We start from the raw sequence: 16179 nt of genomic DNA on the forward strand, positions 1-16179 counted from the left end.
GGCTACCAGCGGGCGTTTCGGGGGCGCGGTTGGCACACCGGGCACGTGTATGAGGATCTGTTCATGAACTGATCGCGGCGCATCAGCGTTTCTGTGCCGTTCGCCGCGCATCGCGGGCATGGCTTACCGGCTCGGCCATACGCGTTGAGGGATCGCTCAAAGTATCCGGACGCGCCGTTCACATTGACGTAGAGCGAATCGAAGCTTGTTCCCCCTGCGTCGAGAGCCCGTGCCATGACATCGATGCACGCGTTCACGAGCCGCTCGGCCTCCGCACGACGCAGAGTGTCAGTGGGCCGTGCAAAGTGGAGCCTGGCAGCCCACAGCGCTTCGTCGGCGTAAATGTTACCAATGCCCGAGATCAGGCCCTGGTCCAGAATGGCCCGCTTGATGCCGGTTTTCCGTAGACGCAACCGGCGGTAGAACTCGTCAAACGAGAATTCGGGATCCAACGGATCGCGCGCTATGTGCGCGGCGGCTTGGGGAACCACGGGCCACGGCTGGGTGGACTGACCACCAGGCTTTCCGTCTGAGCACGGCACCAAGGGGGAGAGGAACACTCCGCCGAAAATTCGTTGGTCCACAAAACGCAGTTCACCAGGCATGCCGCCGGAGGGACTGAGCGTAAAACGAACCTTGAGGTGCTTCTCATCAGGCTGGTCCGCGTTTTCCACCAGTAGTTGGCCGCTCATGCCCAGATGTGCCATGAGCGCTAGTGACGGCGGCCGGTTTGTGTCATGAGGACCATGAGTCAGTGGAAGCCACAGGAATTTACCGCGGCGCACTGCGTCGGCTAATCGTGCCCCCATTAGTTCACTGCGCAGTGCTGCGGGGCCTGGCAGGTGGCGCCGGGTGGAACGTGGGTCCAGGATGTCGACGTCAGTGATGGTTCGTCCTGCGACCCAGCTGGCCAGACCGCGGCGGACTACCTCGACTTCAGGCAGTTCAGGCATTTAGTCTGCGGGTATTTCGGCCGGCGCGCTGAACATGCTCCAGGTGGCCGAGGCGGATTCTTGCTCAGCTTCTTTCTTGGAGCAGCCGGCGCCGGTGCCGTAGGGTTGCCCGCCAATGTAGAGGGTGGACTCGAAGACCCTGGCGTGGTCCGGTCCAGTGCCTGTGACCTGGTAGTCGATGGCCCCGAGTTTACGGTTGGCCGCGAATTCCTGGATGTTCGTTTTCCAGTCCGTTCCGGCACCGAGCGTTGCGGCGTCCTTGAGCAGGGGCGCAATCAGTCTCATCACCATCTGCCGGACGGTTTCGATGTCGTGGGAGAGGTAGGTTGCCCCGATGATGGCTTCCATGGTGTCCGCAAGGATGGACGATTTGTCCTTGCCGTTGGTCAGGATTTCGCCCTGCCCCAGGAGGATGTAATCGCCGAGGCTCAGTGAGCGGGCAACACCGGCGAGAGCGCGGGTGCTCACGACGGCGGACCGCAGTTTGGCGAGTTCGCCTTCGGAGCGGTCTGGGTTGTCCCGGTACAGGGCATCCGTCACGGCGAACCCCAGCAGTGCGTCGCCGAGGAACTCCATGCGTTCGTTAGTGGGGATACCACCGTTTTCGTACGCGTAGGAACGATGCGTGAGGGCAAGACGAAGCGTCCCGGGGTCAATAGTGACTCCGAGACGCTTCAAAAGCTCTTCAGTTGAAGGCATGACGTTCAAGAACTAAACGTCGGCTACCTTGCGGCCCTTGTACTCAAGGAACAACTCCGTGCCAGCTGAGTCGGTGACGACCTTGGCCTGGTGGGGAAGGCTGTAAGTAACGCGGCCGTTCTCAACAGTCTTCACCAGGTTCGGCGCAGTGGCTTTCCACTGCGAGCGGCGGGAATGTGTATTCGAGCGGGACATTTTCCGCTTTGGAACAGCCACGGCTAACTCTCTTCTCTCTTGTCTGACTCTGTACTTGCTGCAAATGCATCTTCAACATCTGAGCTGCCGGTTAGCCCTGCGAGGGCCGCCCAGCGTGGATCCAAAACTTCGTGATGGTGATCAGGGTTGTCCATCAGGCGCACTCCGCATTCGGAGCACAGGCCCTGGCAGTCTTCCTGACATACCGGCTGGAACGGCAGCGTGGTAACAACTGCGTCCCTCAGCACGGGTTCGAGATCGATTGTACCGTTCTCTATCCGGTGCTGATCTTCCTGCTCTTCACCTTCGAACACCTCAGTGTCCGCGTAGTAGAACAGTTCCTGCACCTTGGCGTCCAGCGTGTACGTTATAGGTTCGAGGCACCGGCCGCACTGTCCCGCCACGTGGACGAAAGCGCTACCGGAAACCAGAATTCCCTCATGTACTGCCTCTAGCCGCAGTTCAAGGTCCACGGGGGAACCTTCCTGCACACCAATCAGCGCCACGCCGAGGTCACCCGGCGCAGACACCTGCTCTTCCAGTGTTCGCATACTTCCCGGGCTACGCCCGAGATCCTTGACGTTGAAAACCAACGGCGAACTGAGATCGCTGCTAATGAGAACTCCTGTAGAACATATGACCGACATGCCATTCTAGCCTGAGACGACTGTCAGACCCAAACCACCTATGGTACTAGGCTGGTTGGCGTGTCGAATTCCGCTGCCGCCAAGTCTGGTCCGACGCACGGGATCTTGACTCCGGCATATCTCCCCTTTCGGCTCGTATCCATGGTGTCAGCCCTTGTTGTGCTCTGGCTACTCGCCTGCTGGTTTCTCTTCTTCAACCCGGAGGTCGAGGAGCCTGTTCCGGCGGACGCCATCATTGTCCTCGGTGGTGCCAGCAATGAGCGTCTCCCGCGGGGTCATGAACTCTATGCGTCCGGTTATGCGCCGGTCATTGTCCTCTCGCAGACCAACTCTCCGGGCAATGCCCGCGCTGACGACGCGTGCACGGGACAGCAGTCAGAGGCGATTCTTTGCTTTGTTCCGCCACAGATGACCACCCGCGGCGAAGCACGGGCCATTGCACGCCTGAGCGCGGACCAAGATTGGGAGCGCATTCTGGTGGTCACGTCCACCTATCACCTGGCCCGCGCGGAACGCAATATCGAGCAGTGCTCAACAGTCGACGTCGTCATGGCGCCCTCGAACCCGGAGTTCGGCCCCGCGGAGTGGCTGGGCCGGTTCGTGGAGGAATCTGTTGCGCTGGCCGCCTCGTATGTCCGTCCTGCCTGCGAAACACCGCTTCTTCAGTAGAGTTGCGCCATGACCGTCTATACCCGAACCGATGATGCCCAGCCCTGACGTGCGTCAGCGGCGGTCCGGTGCGCTGCTGACGACACTGTTGACCGCGCTGGCCGCTATCGGCCTTCTAGCAGGATGTGAAGGCACGGACAACGGCAGCCGGGCTGATTCTGGCCAAACGTCCGGAACCCTCACTGTGTTCGCTGCTGCGTCGCTCAAGGATTCGTTCGAGGAGATCGCTGACGGATTTGAGCAACAGCATCCCGGGGTATCGGTGCGGATGAGCTTCGCAGGGTCTTCGGATCTGGCCACGCAAATCATCTCCGGTGCCCCGGCGGATGTTTTTGCGTCCGCTGATGAGGACACGATGTCCACGGTCCGCGCGGAAAACCTGATCGCGGAAAGACCCCGTATCTTCGCCACCAACACGTTGACCATTGCGGTGCCCGCAGGGAATCCGGCTGGTATCCGCTCTTTTGCCGACCTTTCATCAGCTGACGTAACAACGGTGGTCTGCGCGCCGCAGGTCCCCTGTGGTTCGGCGGCGCAGACTCTTCAGGACATCACCGGAATCCAGATTTCCCCGGTCAGTGAGGAATCCTCGGTGACGGATGTCCTGGGGAAAGTCCGTACGGGACAGGCCGACGCCGGCCTGGTGTATGTCACGGATATTGCCTCGGCAGACGGCGCCGTTGACGAGGTCCCCATTTCTGAAGCAGGCCAGGCGGTCAACCGCTATCCAATTGCTGCGATCAAAGACGGGAACGAGGAACTGGCGGAGGCTTTCGTTGACTTCGTGACCGGTGAAGGCGGACAGCAGGTTCTCAGCGGCCACGGATTCGGTGAGCCGCAACCGTGAGTCTCCGCACGCGCCCTGCTATCCCCCGCTGGATCTTTGTTCTGGCCTTAGTCGGCGCCCTGTTCATCCTTCTGCCTCTGGCTGCGATGGTCTCGAGCGTGCGGTGGTCCGAGTTCGGTGCTCTCATCACTTCGGAATCCTCGGTGGATGCGCTGCAGCTGAGTCTGCAGACGTCGCTCATCAGCACTGTGCTCTGCGTGCTCTTCGGTGTGCCCATGTCGCTTGTCCTGGCGCGCAGCCACTTCCCGGGCCAGAGGGTGCTGCGCGCGTTGGTGCTGCTGCCGTTGGTGCTGCCGCCCGTCGTCGGCGGTATTGCACTGCTGTATACGTTTGGGCGCCAGGGTCTGCTGAACTCCGGGCTGCAGGTGCTGGGGGTTGAGATCGCATTCTCCACGACGGCGGTGGTGCTGGCACAGACCTTCGTGGCGTTACCGTTCCTAGTCCTCACCCTCGAGGGTGCGCTTCGCTCGGCCGGCGGCCGGTACGAGGCCGTTGCCTCAACTCTGGGGGCCAGCCCGACGACGGTTCTGCGCCGGGTCACACTGCCGCTGGTCCTGCCGGGACTTCTGTCCGGGGTCGTGCTGTCTTTCGCCCGCGCGCTCGGAGAGTTCGGCGCAACGCTGACCTTTGCCGGGAGCCTGCAGGGTGTCACACGGACACTCCCGCTGGAAATCTACCTGCAGCGCGAGACTGACCCGGATGCCGCCGTCGCGCTTTCACTGGTTCTGGTGGCGGTGGCCGTCATTGTGGTGACGCTCGCGCACCGGGTCCGGGACGGGGAGGCGCGCCGATGAGCCTGCAATTCAGCGCGAAGGTCCAGTCCCGGAATTTCGAGGTGAACTTTGAGCTGGCCGACGGCGAAACGCTGGCCGTCCTTGGACCCAATGGCGCGGGTAAGTCCACGTTGCTGGCTCTGTTGGCAGGTTTGTTGACGCCCGACGTCGGCGCTGCTGTTCTGGACGGGCGCACCCTTTTTGATGATGGCCGGTCACTACCAGCGCACTGCCGCGGCGTCAGTCTCCTGGCCCAGGAACCGCTGCTCTTTCCGCACTTGAGCGTGCTGGAGAACGTAGCGTTCAGTCCGCGAAGCACCGGGGCCGGGCGCCGGGAATCGCGGATAACTGCACTGCGCTGGTTGGAGGAGGTTGAGGCGACGGAGTTCGCGCAGCGGAAGCCGGCACAGTTATCCGGTGGTCAAGGACAGCGCGTTGCGGTGGCGCGGGCGCTTGCGGCGGCTCCTGGTTTGCTGCTGCTCGATGAGCCCATGGCAGCTCTGGATGTTGCTGTGGCTCCTGCCCTGCGCCGCACTCTGCGACGGGTGCTAACCGGCCGCAGCGCCATCATAGTCACCCATGACGTGCTGGACGCGTTGATGTTGGCCGATCGCGTCATGGTGCTCGAGGACGGGAAGGTGGTGGAACTGGGCCCAACCCGGGAGGTGCTGGAACACCCCAGAAGCGAATTTGCGGCCGGACTTGCCGGACTGAACCTGATCATCGGCACCGCCGACGCAACGGGACTGGTCACGGCCCACGGCGAGCGCCTGAGCGCAGCTACCGGTGACCCGTTGGCTGCTGGCACCGCTGCGGCGGCCGTCTTCAGTCCGGGGGCTGTTTCGGTTTTTGTCGACAAGCCGGTTGAGGGCAGTCCACGCAATGTCTTTCCGGTGACAATCACGGATCTGGAATCTCACGGGCGGGTGATGAGCGTCCGGGCCGGTTACCTAGCAGCGGATGTCACTCCGGCATCGGTTGCGGAGCTGGAATTGGCGCCGGGCATGAGGGTGTTCTTCGCCGTGAAGTCCACCGAAGTTCAGCTGTACCCGCTCTGAGCAGAGTTTAGGCGCCGTCGTTCTGTTGTTCGGTCAGTGCACTGCGCTGTGCCTGAAAGCGTTTTTGCACCGCGTGCGGGACGCACCCGGAAATGTCCCCGCCCAGTCTCTGTACTTCCTTCAACAGCGACGATGACAAATGTGTGTAGCTACTTTCAGCCGGCAGAAACACGGTTTCGACGCCGGTGAGGTGCCGGTTCATGGTGGCCATGGGCACTTCGTATTCGAAGTCGACGCTGGAGCGCACTCCCTTGACGATGACATCCGCGCCGTGTTCACGACAGAATTCCGCCAACAGCCCCTCGCCCATGGGAACCACGGTGATGCCGCGCAGGTAACCGAGCGTTTCGGACGCCATGGCAATCCGCTCGTCCACGGAGAAACGGTACTTCTTGGAGTAGTTAGTGGATACGGCCACAATCACTTCATCGAAGTGGCTTGCCGCACGGGCAATCACTTCCACGTGTCCGTTGTGTATGGGGTCATATGATCCTGGGCATACGGCGCGTCGCATACATCGAATCTACCCGTAAAGTGCGTGGATGGTTCTCCCCTGGCCATGCTGTCTTGCAATACTGGGGTCTATGAACTCCTCAGTAAGCGAACCATGGCAGCGGACAGCCGCGGGTGCAAACCTGCTGGGCGACGACGGACAGCTGACTTTCACGATCTTTGAAGAGGTCACGGCGCTCGCAGGGCAGCATCAGGCGATCAATCTGGGGCAGGGTTTTCCGGACGAGGATGGGCCTGCGGTCATCAAGGAAGCTGCGCAGCGCGCCATTGCCGATGGGCATAACCAGTACGCGCCGGGCAAGGGCGTTCCGGAGCTACGGCAGGCGGTCGCGGCGCATCAGCAGCGCTTCTACGGGTTTTCTCCTGACCCTGAGACCGAGGTCATCATCAGCACCGGAGCTACGGAAGGGTTAGCCGCAACCATCCTTGCCTTGGCGGGCCCAGGCGATGAGGTGCTCACGTTTGAACCGTTCTATGACGCGTACGGCGCTATTGCGGGGCTCTCCGGGGCCACTCACACCACCGCTCCCCTGCGAGCGCCGGATTTCCAACCGGATCTTGACGAACTTGAGGCGGCTTTCAGCGAGCGGACGCGGATCATTGTGGTGAACAATCCGCATAATCCCACGGGCGCGGTGTTCAGCAGGCAGTCGTTGGAGGGGATTGTGGCGTTGGCGCAGAAGTACGACGCCGTCGTTGTCACCGATGAGGTGTACGAGCACCTGACGTTTGGCGTGCCCCATATTCCGGTGGCGACGCTCCCGGGTGCGGCGGAGCGCACCATTACGATCTCGTCTGCGGGGAAAACGTTCTCGTTCACCGGGTGGAAAGTTGGGTGGCTCAGTGGTCCTGCCCAGCTCTTGGAGCGAGTCCGCACCGTCAAGCAGTACCTGAGCTATTGTTCTGGCACGCCGTTTCAGTTGGCCATTGCCACGGGGCTCGGTTTGGAGGATCCCTTTTTCACTGATCAGGCTGCCGCGCTCCAGCAGAAGCGCGACATTTTGTTGACCGGGTTGCGGTCAGCGGGACTGGAAGCGAACGTTCCGCAGGGCACGTACTTTGTGACAGCTGACACAGCGCCGCTGGGGATCTCGGACGCGGCAGAGCTGGCATTGAGGCTACCGGAGCTGGTAGGTGTTGGTGCCATTCCGGTGTCGGCGTTCTGTTCGCCGGAGAACACCCAGTATTCGTCGCTGCTGCGGTTTGCGTTCTGTAAGCGGGTGCCTCTCCTGGAAGAAGCGGCTGAACGGCTCTCGCGGCTCCGAGACCGCTTGTGATCTGCTCAGACGGTGTGGCTGTGCTGTGAGTGGCCACGCCGGAGGCCCTGGTGGAGCTGTTCCATCGCGCTTCCTGAAGTCGCTCGGCGCACACGCAGTCATTGACCCGGATGCCCTGGTTGATGGTGCCTACATCCTCAGCATGGGTGATGCTCAGCAATCGCATGTGAATCTTGCCAGCCCGGATGAGGTCTTCTACGAGTACCTGCGGCGGATCGCTCATGTGGTGGATCTGGTGGCCCCGGCCGAAGCTCCGATCGATGTGCTGCACCTTGGCGCTGGAGCGCTCACGCTGGCCCGCTATGTTCAGGCGACGCGGCCCGGCTCTGTCCAGCATGTCGTGGAGTTGGAGCGGGAATTACTCGATTTTGTGCTGGCGCACCTGCCGTTGCCTCCGGGGACAGACCTCACAGTGCGCATCGGAGACGCCCGGAGCGAGGCTGACGGGTTTGCTGCCGGCACGTTCGACGTCGTCGTTCTCGATATCTTTGCTGGCGCGGATGCACCGGCGCATCTAGCCTGCGCAGAGTACTACGGGGAGCTCCTGCGGTTGCTCTCCCCCGGCGGCGTACTGCTGGTGAATGTGGGCGATGATCCTCCGCTGGATTTCGCGCGGCGGCAGGCGCACTTGCTGCTGGAAACAGCTGGCGATGTGGCCGTGATGGCGGACGCTTCAGTGTTCAGCGGACGTTACCCGGGAAATCTTGTGTTCGCCGCGGTGAACGATCGATGGCGTCATGATTGGACGGCTGCCCTGTTGGAGAGGGGTCCGCATCCGGCGGCAGTTCGTACGGGTGTGGACGCGGCAGTCTTTGGCCACTAGATGCATCAGGGCCGACGTCGATTAGTGCGGTGGGAGCTCGCCACGAACCCGAAATCGGTGGACGCTGTAAAAGATGAGGCTAAAGGCGATGAGACCGGAGATGACAAGGCTAATACCAACCCCGACGCCGCCAAATAGCCACCATTCATCCTTCAGTGGCCACCAGCCCGGCGCGGGCGGCTGGAGGAACCAGTAGACGCCGATTAGCGTGCCGGTGAGGGCGCTGAGGCAGGCGACGGTGATGCGGAAGGTGGTGCGGACGCCTTCTTCGGCAGCTCTGAGCGCTTGGCGTTTGATGGGGTGGAGGCGGCGTTCGGCCCAGGCGTACTGCTGGGAGAGAACAAATAGGCCTGCGCTGACCATCAGCAGGCCAGGACCGGGCAGAACCAGCGCGGCGAGACCAACAACCACGAGGGACCAACCCAGTATTTCGATGCCGGTTCGACGCGTCCAGTGGTGATTGCGTCGACGCTCCGTCATGGTAGAAATCATGCCACAGCTGACATCGCGCTAGAAATCGTGCATCCGTGACTCACGGACGCCGCAAGCCTCAAGAGCGTGTGGGGACGGGGACGCCTTCGCTGGGCTGGACCACGACGAACCCGGGACCGTGGAAGGCCAGTTGGAAAGCTTCGCCTGAGCCTCCCCGCAGCATGGAGCGCACGTTCATGGAGTTGTGAACCTGAGGAACCAGGTTCCCTGACCAGCAGACGACAGCCTGGGCGTCAACGAAGGTTGGCTGCACACTGCAATCCAGGATGAGGGGTTCACCTTCGCAGCAGATGGCGGCCGTACCGTGGCCCTGCAACAAAAGGTTGAACAGTCCGCCACTGGCCATACCCGCGCCCTGGACTCGCTTGATGTCCCAGTCGATACTGGCGTCCATGGCCAACAGGTTCTTACTGGCAACCGAGATGGAATCACCTTCGAGGAGCATCAGGAAAATGTTGTTGGCCTGCCGGGAAAAAAATACTTCCCCTTGTCCGGAGACGCGCATCATGGGGGCGTCCTCGCTGGTGAGGAGTTTCTTCATCATTTTGCCTACGCTGCCGGCGCCCTCGTGGTTGAACGTGATGTCTCCCTGAAACGCCACCATGGCACCCTTGGTGGCGATCATGTCATCGCCGAGGACGGTGCGGAGCATGCGGGGTGACTGTAATGCCCACCGCTCTGTGGTCTGCGTTTCCTGGTTACGTTCGTTGAAGAGGTCGCTGCGCATGAAGTGTGGTCCTTTGTCGATCGCTGCCGGTATTGCTGCTCGCCTTAGTATGCCGTCAGGGTGCGCTCACGTCGAGGCTGGCAGGCGGTTCAGCGAACCAGAGTTTTGTTTCGCCGTAGGCTTTCTCGGCGAACAATTCCAGTCCACTGGGCCAGCCTGGTTCATTGGATCGTTTGGAACGTTCGACGACGACGAGGGCGCCTTCTGCCAGTCTGGGCGTGAGCGCTTCGAGCATGGAACTCAGGGCATAGTCGCTGAGCGGGTAGGGCGGGTCCATGAATACGACATCCCACGGTCCCCCGATCTGGGCGAGGAATGTTTCCACTTTGGTGCGGGTCACCGAGACGACGTTCCGGCGGAGGGCTTTGTTGACAATGCGGGCGTTGCTGCGGCAGACGTCAGCAGCCTTTTCCGCCAGTTCCACCAGTTCCACGGAGGCCGCTCCGCGACTGGCGCTTTCGACGCCGAGGGACCCCGATCCGGCAAAGAGGTCCAGGACGCGTGCGTCCGCCAAGACCCCGTAGGCGTCGAGCCGCGAAAAGAGAGCTTCCTTGACTCTGTCAGTGGTTGGCCTGGTGGCGGTTCCGGGGACACTGTTCAACGTTGTGCCGCCGGCAGCTCCGGCGATGATGCGAGTCATGGCTTCAGCCTATCCTCGGTCTTGAGACAAGGTATGTATGGGGGTACCATACAGTCATGGTAACAAGCTATTTTGAGGAGCTTCTCGAAGAAGCTATCAGTTGCGCGGATGAAAGCGAGAGCGCAAGGGTCGCCATGATGAATGCGTCCCGAAGACGTCAGGAAGCAATATTTTCCCTCCATATGGAGGGTCTGCCCATCCGGCAGGTGGCAACGCACATTGGCGTTAGCCCAGCAGTGGTGCAAGCAGCGGTCAAAGCTGCCAAGCTCCGGCGGCATCACCTTCGGCGCCGTGAAGAACGGATACCTTATGAACTGCACGTGGAACTCAGTAGGAAGCTGCGTTCAGATGAGCAGAACTTACGCAGCATTGGCCTGCGCAATTTGGACCTCATGCAACAGAGACAGCGCAACCCTCTAGCGCAACAATGGATAAACGATTGGCGAGAGTTGTTAAACGCAACGTTGGAAACGCTCGACAGCCGGATGCTGGCAGATGATGCCAACGCTGTCGAAATGAGGCAAATGAGTCCGTTTGCCGGTGCCCTGAGCGAAGTGGAGCGGTTGGCGGCCATCAGGAGAGCGACTGCCCTTGCGTAGGAGTGAACTTGAGCGTGGCCTATCCTCGCTCAAGGAATGCTTCCTTCTCGGGGTCCATGTAGGCCATAATCGCAGCCCGGAGTGCTGGCTGTTGTTCCAGGTGCAGATCGGCGTCGATGATTTCGCGGGCTTCGATACGAGCCTTGTTAATCGTCTTCTCGTCTTTGATGACGCGCAGCAGCTTGAGAGTGGATTTGCCGCCTGACTGTGAGGCTCCCAGGATGTCGCCCTCTCGGCGCAGCTCAAGATCCTTCTGAGAGAGTTCAAAACCGTCCGTTGTCGAAGCCACTGCATCGAGGCGTTCGCGGCTGGGATGGTCCGGTTCCAGTTGGGTCACCAGCAGGCAGGTCCCGGGAAGCCCGCCGCGGCCAACTCGTCCGCGGAGCTGGTGGAGTTGACTCATTCCGAACCTGTCAGCGTCGAGTATGACCATGACCGTTGCGTTGTGGACATCAACTCCCACTTCGATGACCGTGGTGGAAATCAGCAGGTCGATCTCCCCAGCGGTGAAGGCGGCCATGGTCTCGGTCTTCTCCGTGCTGTCGAGTTTGCCGTGCAGCACACCGATGCGGGTGCCCTGAAGTGATGGAACGGTCATGACCAGTTCGGCGATGGCGGTTACAGAGGCGATGTTCCGCTGTTTGTCCTCGGCTGTGTCTGCACCATCTGCCGGGAGCGGCATGTCGTCATCGTTCGCTTCACCGATTTTGGGGCACACCACGTAGACCTGCCTACCGGCGTCGATCTCTTCACGGGCGCGCTGCCAGATGCGGTTGACCCAAGCGGGGTTCTCTACCAGCCCCACCACGTGCGTCGAGATGGGCGCGCGTCCGGCCGGTAACTCGGAGAGGGTGGAGGTTTCCAGATCACCAAACACCGTCATGGCAATGGTCCGCGGTATGGGGGTGGCCGTCATGACCAGCAGGTGCGGTGGCCGGGCAGCTTTGGCGCGCAGGAGATCGCGCTGCTCAACGCCGAACCGGTGCTGCTCGTCCACCACAATCAGCCCAAGGTCGTAGAAGGAGACGTTCTCGGAAAGCAGCGCGTGGGTGCCGATGATGATTCCTGCGTCCCCGGAAGCCGCCTCAAGCAGCGCCACTTTTCGCTGCGCCGTCGTCATGGAACCGGTCAGCAGAACCACGCGTGTTCCGTCCGTGTCTCCACCGAGCATGCCGCCCTCGGCCAGGGGCCCTAGGGTTTTACGGATGGAGTGGTAGTGCTGGACGGCGAGGACTTCCGTGGGAGCCAGCATCGCTGCCTGCCCGCCGGCGTCGATGACCTGCAGCATGGCCCGCAGCGCGACCACCGTTTTTCCCGAGCCAACCTCACCCTGTAAGAGACGGTTCATGGGATGCGGTTGCGCTAGTTCAGTGCTGAGGGTCTGACCGACGTCGTCCTGTCCCCTGGTGAGGGTGAAAGGCAAGCTGGCGTCGAAGCGATCCAGCAGGCCGGCGGGGTGTTGAGGGCGGTCAATGGCCTCTTGCTGGGCGGACAGCGCACGACGACGGGCCAGTGCGGTCTGGAGGACGAGGGCTTCCTGAAAGCGGAAGCGGCTTTGCGCACGGTAGGCTTCCTCGATTTCGGTGGGCCGGTGGATGAGTTCGTAGGCGCGGCGCAGCGGCATGAGGTGATGGCGGTGCGCTACATCTTCGGGTACCGGGTCCCGGAGTGATTCCCAATCCATGCTGTCCAGGATGAGCCCGATGCTGCGGGCGATGGTCCAGCTGGGCACTTTTGCGGTAGCGGCGTAGACGGGGACCGGTTGTAGCGCCAAGGAGGGGTCCTGGTCATCATCGGCCAGCAGCACAAAGTCAGGGTTGGTGAGCGTGAGACGGCTTCGGTAGAGGTCCGATTTGCCGGAGAACATGGCTCGTGTTCCCACACTGAGCTGCTTCTCTGCGGTGTAGCCGTTGAAGAAGGTCAGCGACATGGAGCCGAATCCTGTGCCGCTGTCATCGGCGATCGTGACTTCGACGAGCATGCCTTTGCGCTGACGCATCCGGCGCGAGCTGATGGCCTGCACTCGGGCTATGAGGGTGACTTCTTCACCGACTGGCATATCGGCGATGGGGGTGAGTTCGCCGCGTTTGAGGTACTTGCGCGGGAAGTGTTGGAGGAGCTCTCCCACCGTTTCAAGGTGTAGATGTTTTTCAAGCTTGCTGGCGGTGGGCTTGCCGAGCCTGCGTTCCAGCGGGAAATCCAGTTCTGCCGGGAGCCTAGTGTCCATCGTTGCCGGGGACGTCCCCCGTGTCCGTTCCGGCGGTGTTTCCGGCGGCGGCGAGTGAGGTGACACTGACGTTGGTGGGTTCCCCAGTGGCTCGGATGAGCTCGAGGGCAGATTCCGCGTCGGGGAGGTGGACGTGGACTCGCCACCGGTGCGTAGTGTCATCGATGGCCTGGACGGCGCTCATGATGACGGAGTCGCCGAGTTCGTCCAGCTTCATGCGTAGGGTGGCCGCATCCAGCGGGGTGAGGTTGATGGTGCACATGACCTCCACGCCGTCGTCGTCTGGCATGGTGCCGTGGATGTGTGGGTCCTGGACACCGTAGCCATGGAGGCCGTCGAGGAGTGTTTCGAGCCGTTCTTCGTGGAGGGAGGCGGCGCGCAGGGCGTCGAGGATGAGCAGGAAGCCCACTCCCCCGGCGTCGACTACTTTGGCGGCAGTGAGAGCACCGAGTTGAGTTTCAGTCAGGATCACTGCAGCAAGCGCGGCGTCCACCGCTGCGGTGAGGGTGGTGGCGAGGCCGTTGTTGCTGTCATCCCCACTCTGCGCCGCTTCCGCGGTGGAGGCGGCGTGGGCGCATTCTTCCAGGACGGAGAGCATGGTTCCCGGCACGGGGTCACTGAGAGCGGACCAGCTGCGAAGCTGAGCGCGCTGGAGGCCCGCGGCGAGGAGAGGGCCGGTGAGCCGTGTTACGTTCTGCAGGGGCTCTGCCATGGCCGTGAGGAATACAGAGAACAGGGTGCCGGAGTTGCCACGCGCTTCTTCCATGGCGGCGCGGCCACCAATGCCGAGTAGCTCGCCGATATCCTGCGTCTCTACATCGTGGACAGCTTTGGATGCGGCCTTGACCGTGAGGTAGAGGTTGGTACCGGTGTCTCCGTCCGCGACCGGGAAAATGTTGATGGCATTGAGCCGGTCACTGTGGTTGCCGAGAGACTCTTCCGCCTTGGCGAGCCATCGCCGCATAGCCTGAGCGTTAGCGGTGATTCTAGTTTGCACGGTGGTCCATCCCCAATGACGGTTGCGGCTCATGTTGCACGACGAATGTGGCTTTTCAGGCCAGTAAGAGCTTACAGCAGGGGTGGGACAGCCGCGGGTAACGGTTTGGTGGCGCGGTTGGTAACTGCGGCAAAACTGTGCGGTCGCTATAGTTGACCGGGATGCAACACGTATTGAGGAGCGGCGATGCCTAAGGACCGCTATGCGGACCAACCCGCGGCCCGCCACATGGTCACCCCGGTGACCCCGGGTAAGCGCAACTCCGGTGGTGGAATCACGGACCAGACCAGCACCGCCGCCACGTTCCCAGAACGTCAGGCGGAGCGCCAACGACGTCTGCGCAAACAGAAATTCATTGCCGGCTCCGTTTTTACCCTCGCTGTCGTCGCTGCTGTCTCATTGCTGATCCTGCTGGTCGTGACGTGACGACAAATCTACCGGGCAGTCAGACGAATACCTTCTGGTTCGTCGTAATACCACAATAAGCTCGTGTAGATGTTGTACACCGTCCGAATGTGTCGTCTATTGTTAAGCTCCGCAGTCATGAGACGCATCAGTATCTTATAATTGAAGTTTTCTTCGAGACGTTGTCGTCCAATCCCCTGTAGCATTTCGCGGCATTGTTCGCGAACCACTCCCAGACCAGCAACCTGCTGAACCGACGCGCGCAATTTCGTCGCCTTCTCAACCTGCGCTTCCGTTGCTCTAGGGAACGCTGCACCTGGGCTTCCCTCTGGTGCAACCACTTTACGATTATCGTATTTAGGTGAACCTCGAACATCAAAATCATTCAATACAGGGATACCTTGCAGTGCAACATACTCATCACTGTACCTCGGCGTATCGAAAGGAAGGCTAGCGAGGTGTGGATTGAGTTTAATCATCAGATCGAACCCCAGTACGTTAGCGGCCCTGGACACGACATCCATTGATAAGGCCGTAGCCGGACCAGAAAGGGTATAGAGCGGATCAAATCTCGCCACATCGCTGCTCCAAAGTCGAGATATTTCCCCAACGTAGTACCGATTTCTCGTATTCAAGTACAGGTAGTCCAAGACCGCTTCGTCACGAATACCCAGCATTTTAGCGGACTTGATCAGTAGACTAAGTTGATCGACAAGATGGTCCTGAAGTCTCCGGGATAGTAGCGAATTCGAAGCGTCTTCCGAAAAACCGGTGTTTCCCCACATACTTCGCGCTGCCTCTTGAGCACCCTTCCGCCCTACCAGACCGCCACCCGCCCCGTAGAATGACCGTAAACATTCACCGTAGCCACCACTCAGTATGATCGAGCCTCCGATGTCCGCTGTGATAGGACCCATGAGTTGGCCTGGAATTATTCCGGCAGAGTACTGCATAGGCTTCAAGAAATTATCTTTGAAGGAAGACGGAGCCACGGTTGCGCGTCCGCCCGGGTGCTCTGTCATCGTCAACGAAAATTCCGCCGCGAGCTTCTCCGCGACCGATTTATCCGGCGAGTCTTTCCGTCCGGAACAGAAAAATCTATAGCGGTCGCTAGAACCTGTAGCGGTGAGTCCCGCAAGGACGAGACGAGAATCGAAACCGCCAGTCAGATGAGCGGTTTTAGACTGATACTCGGAGGAGGAAGCTACCTCCAGGTTCATGCGAATTTCGCCTGCGGTTATGTCAACCGAATCGTGGAACGAAATATTGCGCTCAAAGAATTCGTTCTTGGCGGTATAGGTTTCAATTCGAACTCCTTCGCGGTCGATTTCGGCGAAATCAAACTGTTCGAGGACACTAATATTCTCGTAACTTGCCGGAACTAGGCCTCCATTACCTGTCGAGATTATGGATGCTAAGTACGCCAAAGACTTTGCCGGCTTCTTTCCGAGGGAACCCAAAAATATGATGAGACTATGCAGATCAGATGACATGGAAGTACCGTCTTCGTCGTCGTGCACGAAAACGAGGCCACCACCAAGAGGATCGGGCAGGATACTCATCAGGCGTTCACTTCGGTCCCATACATAGAGACACAATGACCCCCGAATGTTCTCACCGAGCGAGTGCGTATCCACC

19 protein-coding genes are annotated in these 16179 nt (G+C 60.6%); 8 read left to right on the top strand and 11 right to left on the bottom strand.

All coding sequences use genetic code 11. The features are described 5' to 3' along the window. Positions 1-2: 2 nt before the first annotated feature. Genes mutM through JOE65_RS10420 form a run of 4 tightly spaced genes read right to left on the bottom strand, consistent with a single transcriptional unit; the run spans position 3 to position 2440 of the window. Positions 3-953, bottom strand: a complete 951-nt coding sequence (mutM, locus tag JOE65_RS10405) for a bifunctional DNA-formamidopyrimidine glycosylase/DNA-(apurinic or apyrimidinic site) lyase (RefSeq protein WP_205163106.1) — start codon at positions 951-953, stop codon at positions 3-5. After that, positions 954-1652 carry a ribonuclease III gene (gene rnc, locus JOE65_RS10410; RefSeq protein WP_205163107.1) on the bottom strand — a complete coding sequence of 233 codons (699 nt, stop codon included), beginning with the start codon at positions 1650-1652 and terminating at the stop codon, positions 954-956. 12 nt (positions 1653-1664) lie between these two features. Further along, complete coding sequence (rpmF, locus tag JOE65_RS10415; protein WP_205163108.1) at positions 1665-1868, bottom strand: 50S ribosomal protein L32; 204 nt, start codon at positions 1866-1868, stop codon at positions 1665-1667. 2 nt (positions 1869-1870) lie between these two features. Next, the gene (locus JOE65_RS10420; RefSeq protein ID WP_205164149.1) at positions 1871-2440 is read right to left on the bottom strand and encodes a YceD family protein; all 570 of its coding nucleotides are present in this window, start codon (positions 2438-2440) and stop codon (positions 1871-1873) included. Positions 2441-2554: 114 nt separating this feature from the next. Between JOE65_RS10420 and JOE65_RS10425 the strand changes: the two genes are divergently transcribed. Genes JOE65_RS10425 through JOE65_RS10440 form a run of 4 tightly spaced genes read left to right on the top strand, consistent with a single transcriptional unit; the run spans position 2555 to position 5841 of the window. After that, positions 2555-3163 carry an ElyC/SanA/YdcF family protein gene (locus tag JOE65_RS10425; RefSeq protein WP_205163109.1) on the top strand — a complete coding sequence of 203 codons (609 nt, stop codon included), beginning with the start codon at positions 2555-2557 and terminating at the stop codon, positions 3161-3163. Positions 3164-3194: 31 nt separating this feature from the next. Continuing rightward, positions 3195-4010 carry a molybdate ABC transporter substrate-binding protein gene (modA, locus tag JOE65_RS10430; protein WP_239536691.1) on the top strand — a complete coding sequence of 272 codons (816 nt, stop codon included), beginning with the start codon at positions 3195-3197 and terminating at the stop codon, positions 4008-4010. After that, positions 4007-4804 carry an ABC transporter permease gene (locus JOE65_RS10435; protein ID WP_338021612.1) on the top strand — a complete coding sequence of 266 codons (798 nt, stop codon included), beginning with the start codon at positions 4007-4009 and terminating at the stop codon, positions 4802-4804. Before modA ends, JOE65_RS10435 begins: the two co-directional genes overlap by 4 nt. Next, on the top strand, positions 4801-5841 hold the full coding sequence (locus JOE65_RS10440; RefSeq protein WP_205163110.1) for a sulfate/molybdate ABC transporter ATP-binding protein: 1041 nt from the start codon (positions 4801-4803) through the stop codon (positions 5839-5841). Before JOE65_RS10435 ends, JOE65_RS10440 begins: the two co-directional genes overlap by 4 nt. A gap of 7 nt (positions 5842-5848) precedes the next feature. On the opposite strand, the gene coaD is transcribed toward JOE65_RS10440, so the two are convergent. Continuing rightward, a complete protein-coding gene (gene coaD / locus JOE65_RS10445; RefSeq protein ID WP_205163111.1) occupies positions 5849-6355 on the bottom strand; it encodes a pantetheine-phosphate adenylyltransferase in 507 nt (168 codons plus the stop codon). A 70-nt stretch (positions 6356-6425) separates the two neighbouring features. Between coaD and JOE65_RS10450 the strand changes: the two genes are divergently transcribed. Next, entirely contained in the window at positions 6426-7631 is a 1206-nt protein-coding gene (locus tag JOE65_RS10450) for an aminotransferase class I/II-fold pyridoxal phosphate-dependent enzyme (protein ID WP_205163112.1), read from the top strand. Between the two features lie 25 nt (positions 7632-7656). After that, a complete protein-coding gene (locus JOE65_RS10455; protein WP_338021613.1) occupies positions 7657-8454 on the top strand; it encodes a spermidine synthase in 798 nt (265 codons plus the stop codon). Between the two features lie 21 nt (positions 8455-8475). Here the strand turns inward: JOE65_RS10455 and JOE65_RS10460 are convergent, their stop codons facing one another. The 3 genes from JOE65_RS10460 to rsmD all read right to left on the bottom strand — a co-directional run bounded on the left by JOE65_RS10460 (position 8476) and on the right by rsmD (position 10313). Beyond that, a complete protein-coding gene (locus tag JOE65_RS10460) occupies positions 8476-8934 on the bottom strand; it encodes a PGPGW domain-containing protein (protein WP_205163113.1) in 459 nt (152 codons plus the stop codon). A 70-nt stretch (positions 8935-9004) separates the two neighbouring features. Beyond that, positions 9005-9673: an AIM24 family protein gene (locus JOE65_RS10465; RefSeq protein ID WP_205163114.1), complete on the bottom strand. Its 669-nt coding sequence runs from the start codon at positions 9671-9673 to the stop codon at positions 9005-9007. Positions 9674-9728: 55 nt separating this feature from the next. Further along, positions 9729-10313, bottom strand: a complete 585-nt coding sequence (gene rsmD, locus JOE65_RS10470) for a 16S rRNA (guanine(966)-N(2))-methyltransferase RsmD (RefSeq protein ID WP_205163115.1) — start codon at positions 10311-10313, stop codon at positions 9729-9731. 56 nt (positions 10314-10369) lie between these two features. On the opposite strand from rsmD, the gene JOE65_RS10475 reads away from it, so the two are divergent. Next, complete coding sequence (locus JOE65_RS10475) at positions 10370-10912, top strand: hypothetical protein (protein ID WP_205163116.1); 543 nt, start codon at positions 10370-10372, stop codon at positions 10910-10912. A gap of 19 nt (positions 10913-10931) precedes the next feature. On the opposite strand, the gene JOE65_RS10480 is transcribed toward JOE65_RS10475, so the two are convergent. Continuing rightward, positions 10932-13139 (bottom strand): ATP-dependent DNA helicase RecG, encoded by a 2208-nt coding sequence (locus JOE65_RS10480; protein ID WP_205163117.1) that lies wholly within the window; start codon positions 13137-13139, stop codon positions 10932-10934. Next, positions 13129-14103, bottom strand: coding sequence for a DAK2 domain-containing protein (locus JOE65_RS10485; protein ID WP_205164153.1), 975 nt, complete (start codon positions 14101-14103; stop codon positions 13129-13131). The genes JOE65_RS10480 and JOE65_RS10485 overlap by 11 nt, the downstream gene beginning before the upstream one ends. 219 nt (positions 14104-14322) lie before the next feature. Between JOE65_RS10485 and JOE65_RS10490 the strand changes: the two genes are divergently transcribed. Further along, on the top strand, positions 14323-14562 hold the full coding sequence (locus tag JOE65_RS10490) for a hypothetical protein (RefSeq protein WP_205163118.1): 240 nt from the start codon (positions 14323-14325) through the stop codon (positions 14560-14562). A gap of 8 nt (positions 14563-14570) precedes the next feature. Here the strand turns inward: JOE65_RS10490 and JOE65_RS10495 are convergent, their stop codons facing one another. After that, positions 14571-16103 carry a hypothetical protein gene (locus JOE65_RS10495; RefSeq protein ID WP_205163119.1) on the bottom strand — a complete coding sequence of 511 codons (1533 nt, stop codon included), beginning with the start codon at positions 16101-16103 and terminating at the stop codon, positions 14571-14573. Positions 16104-16179 lie beyond the last annotated feature (76 nt).

Origin of the sequence: Arthrobacter roseus, assembly GCF_016907875.1 — a bacterium.
In the GTDB taxonomy this organism is placed as follows: domain Bacteria; phylum Actinomycetota; class Actinomycetes; order Actinomycetales; family Micrococcaceae; genus Arthrobacter_J; species Arthrobacter_J roseus.

Excerpts from the sequence above, each read along its gene's own strand:
- JOE65_RS10495 (WP_205163119.1), bottom strand. The coding sequence starts at position 16,103 with ATGAGTATCCTGCCCGATCCTCTTGGTGGTGGCCTCGTTTTCGTGCAC.
- JOE65_RS10475 (WP_205163116.1), top strand. The coding sequence starts at position 10,370 with ATGGTAACAAGCTATTTTGAGGAGCTTCTCGAAGAAGCTATCAGTTGC.
- JOE65_RS10460 (WP_205163113.1), bottom strand. The coding sequence starts at position 8,934 with ATGACGGAGCGTCGACGCAATCACCACTGGACGCGTCGAACCGGCATC.
- rsmD (WP_205163115.1), bottom strand. The coding sequence starts at position 10,313 with ATGACTCGCATCATCGCCGGAGCTGCCGGCGGCACAACGTTGAACAGT.
- mutM (WP_205163106.1), bottom strand. The coding sequence starts at position 953 with ATGCCTGAACTGCCTGAAGTCGAGGTAGTCCGCCGCGGTCTGGCCAGC.
- rnc (WP_205163107.1), bottom strand. The coding sequence starts at position 1,652 with ATGCCTTCAACTGAAGAGCTTTTGAAGCGTCTCGGAGTCACTATTGAC.
- JOE65_RS10485 (WP_205164153.1), bottom strand. The coding sequence starts at position 14,103 with ATGCGGCGATGGCTCGCCAAGGCGGAAGAGTCTCTCGGCAACCACAGT.
- JOE65_RS10490 (WP_205163118.1), top strand. The coding sequence starts at position 14,323 with ATGCCTAAGGACCGCTATGCGGACCAACCCGCGGCCCGCCACATGGTC.
- JOE65_RS10465 (WP_205163114.1), bottom strand. The coding sequence starts at position 9,673 with ATGCGCAGCGACCTCTTCAACGAACGTAACCAGGAAACGCAGACCACA.
- JOE65_RS10480 (WP_205163117.1), bottom strand. The coding sequence starts at position 13,139 with ATGGACACTAGGCTCCCGGCAGAACTGGATTTCCCGCTGGAACGCAGG.
- JOE65_RS10440 (WP_205163110.1), top strand. The coding sequence starts at position 4,801 with ATGAGCCTGCAATTCAGCGCGAAGGTCCAGTCCCGGAATTTCGAGGTG.
- JOE65_RS10450 (WP_205163112.1), top strand. The coding sequence starts at position 6,426 with ATGAACTCCTCAGTAAGCGAACCATGGCAGCGGACAGCCGCGGGTGCA.
- modA (WP_239536691.1), top strand. The coding sequence starts at position 3,195 with ATGATGCCCAGCCCTGACGTGCGTCAGCGGCGGTCCGGTGCGCTGCTG.
- coaD (WP_205163111.1), bottom strand. The coding sequence starts at position 6,355 with ATGCGACGCGCCGTATGCCCAGGATCATATGACCCCATACACAACGGA.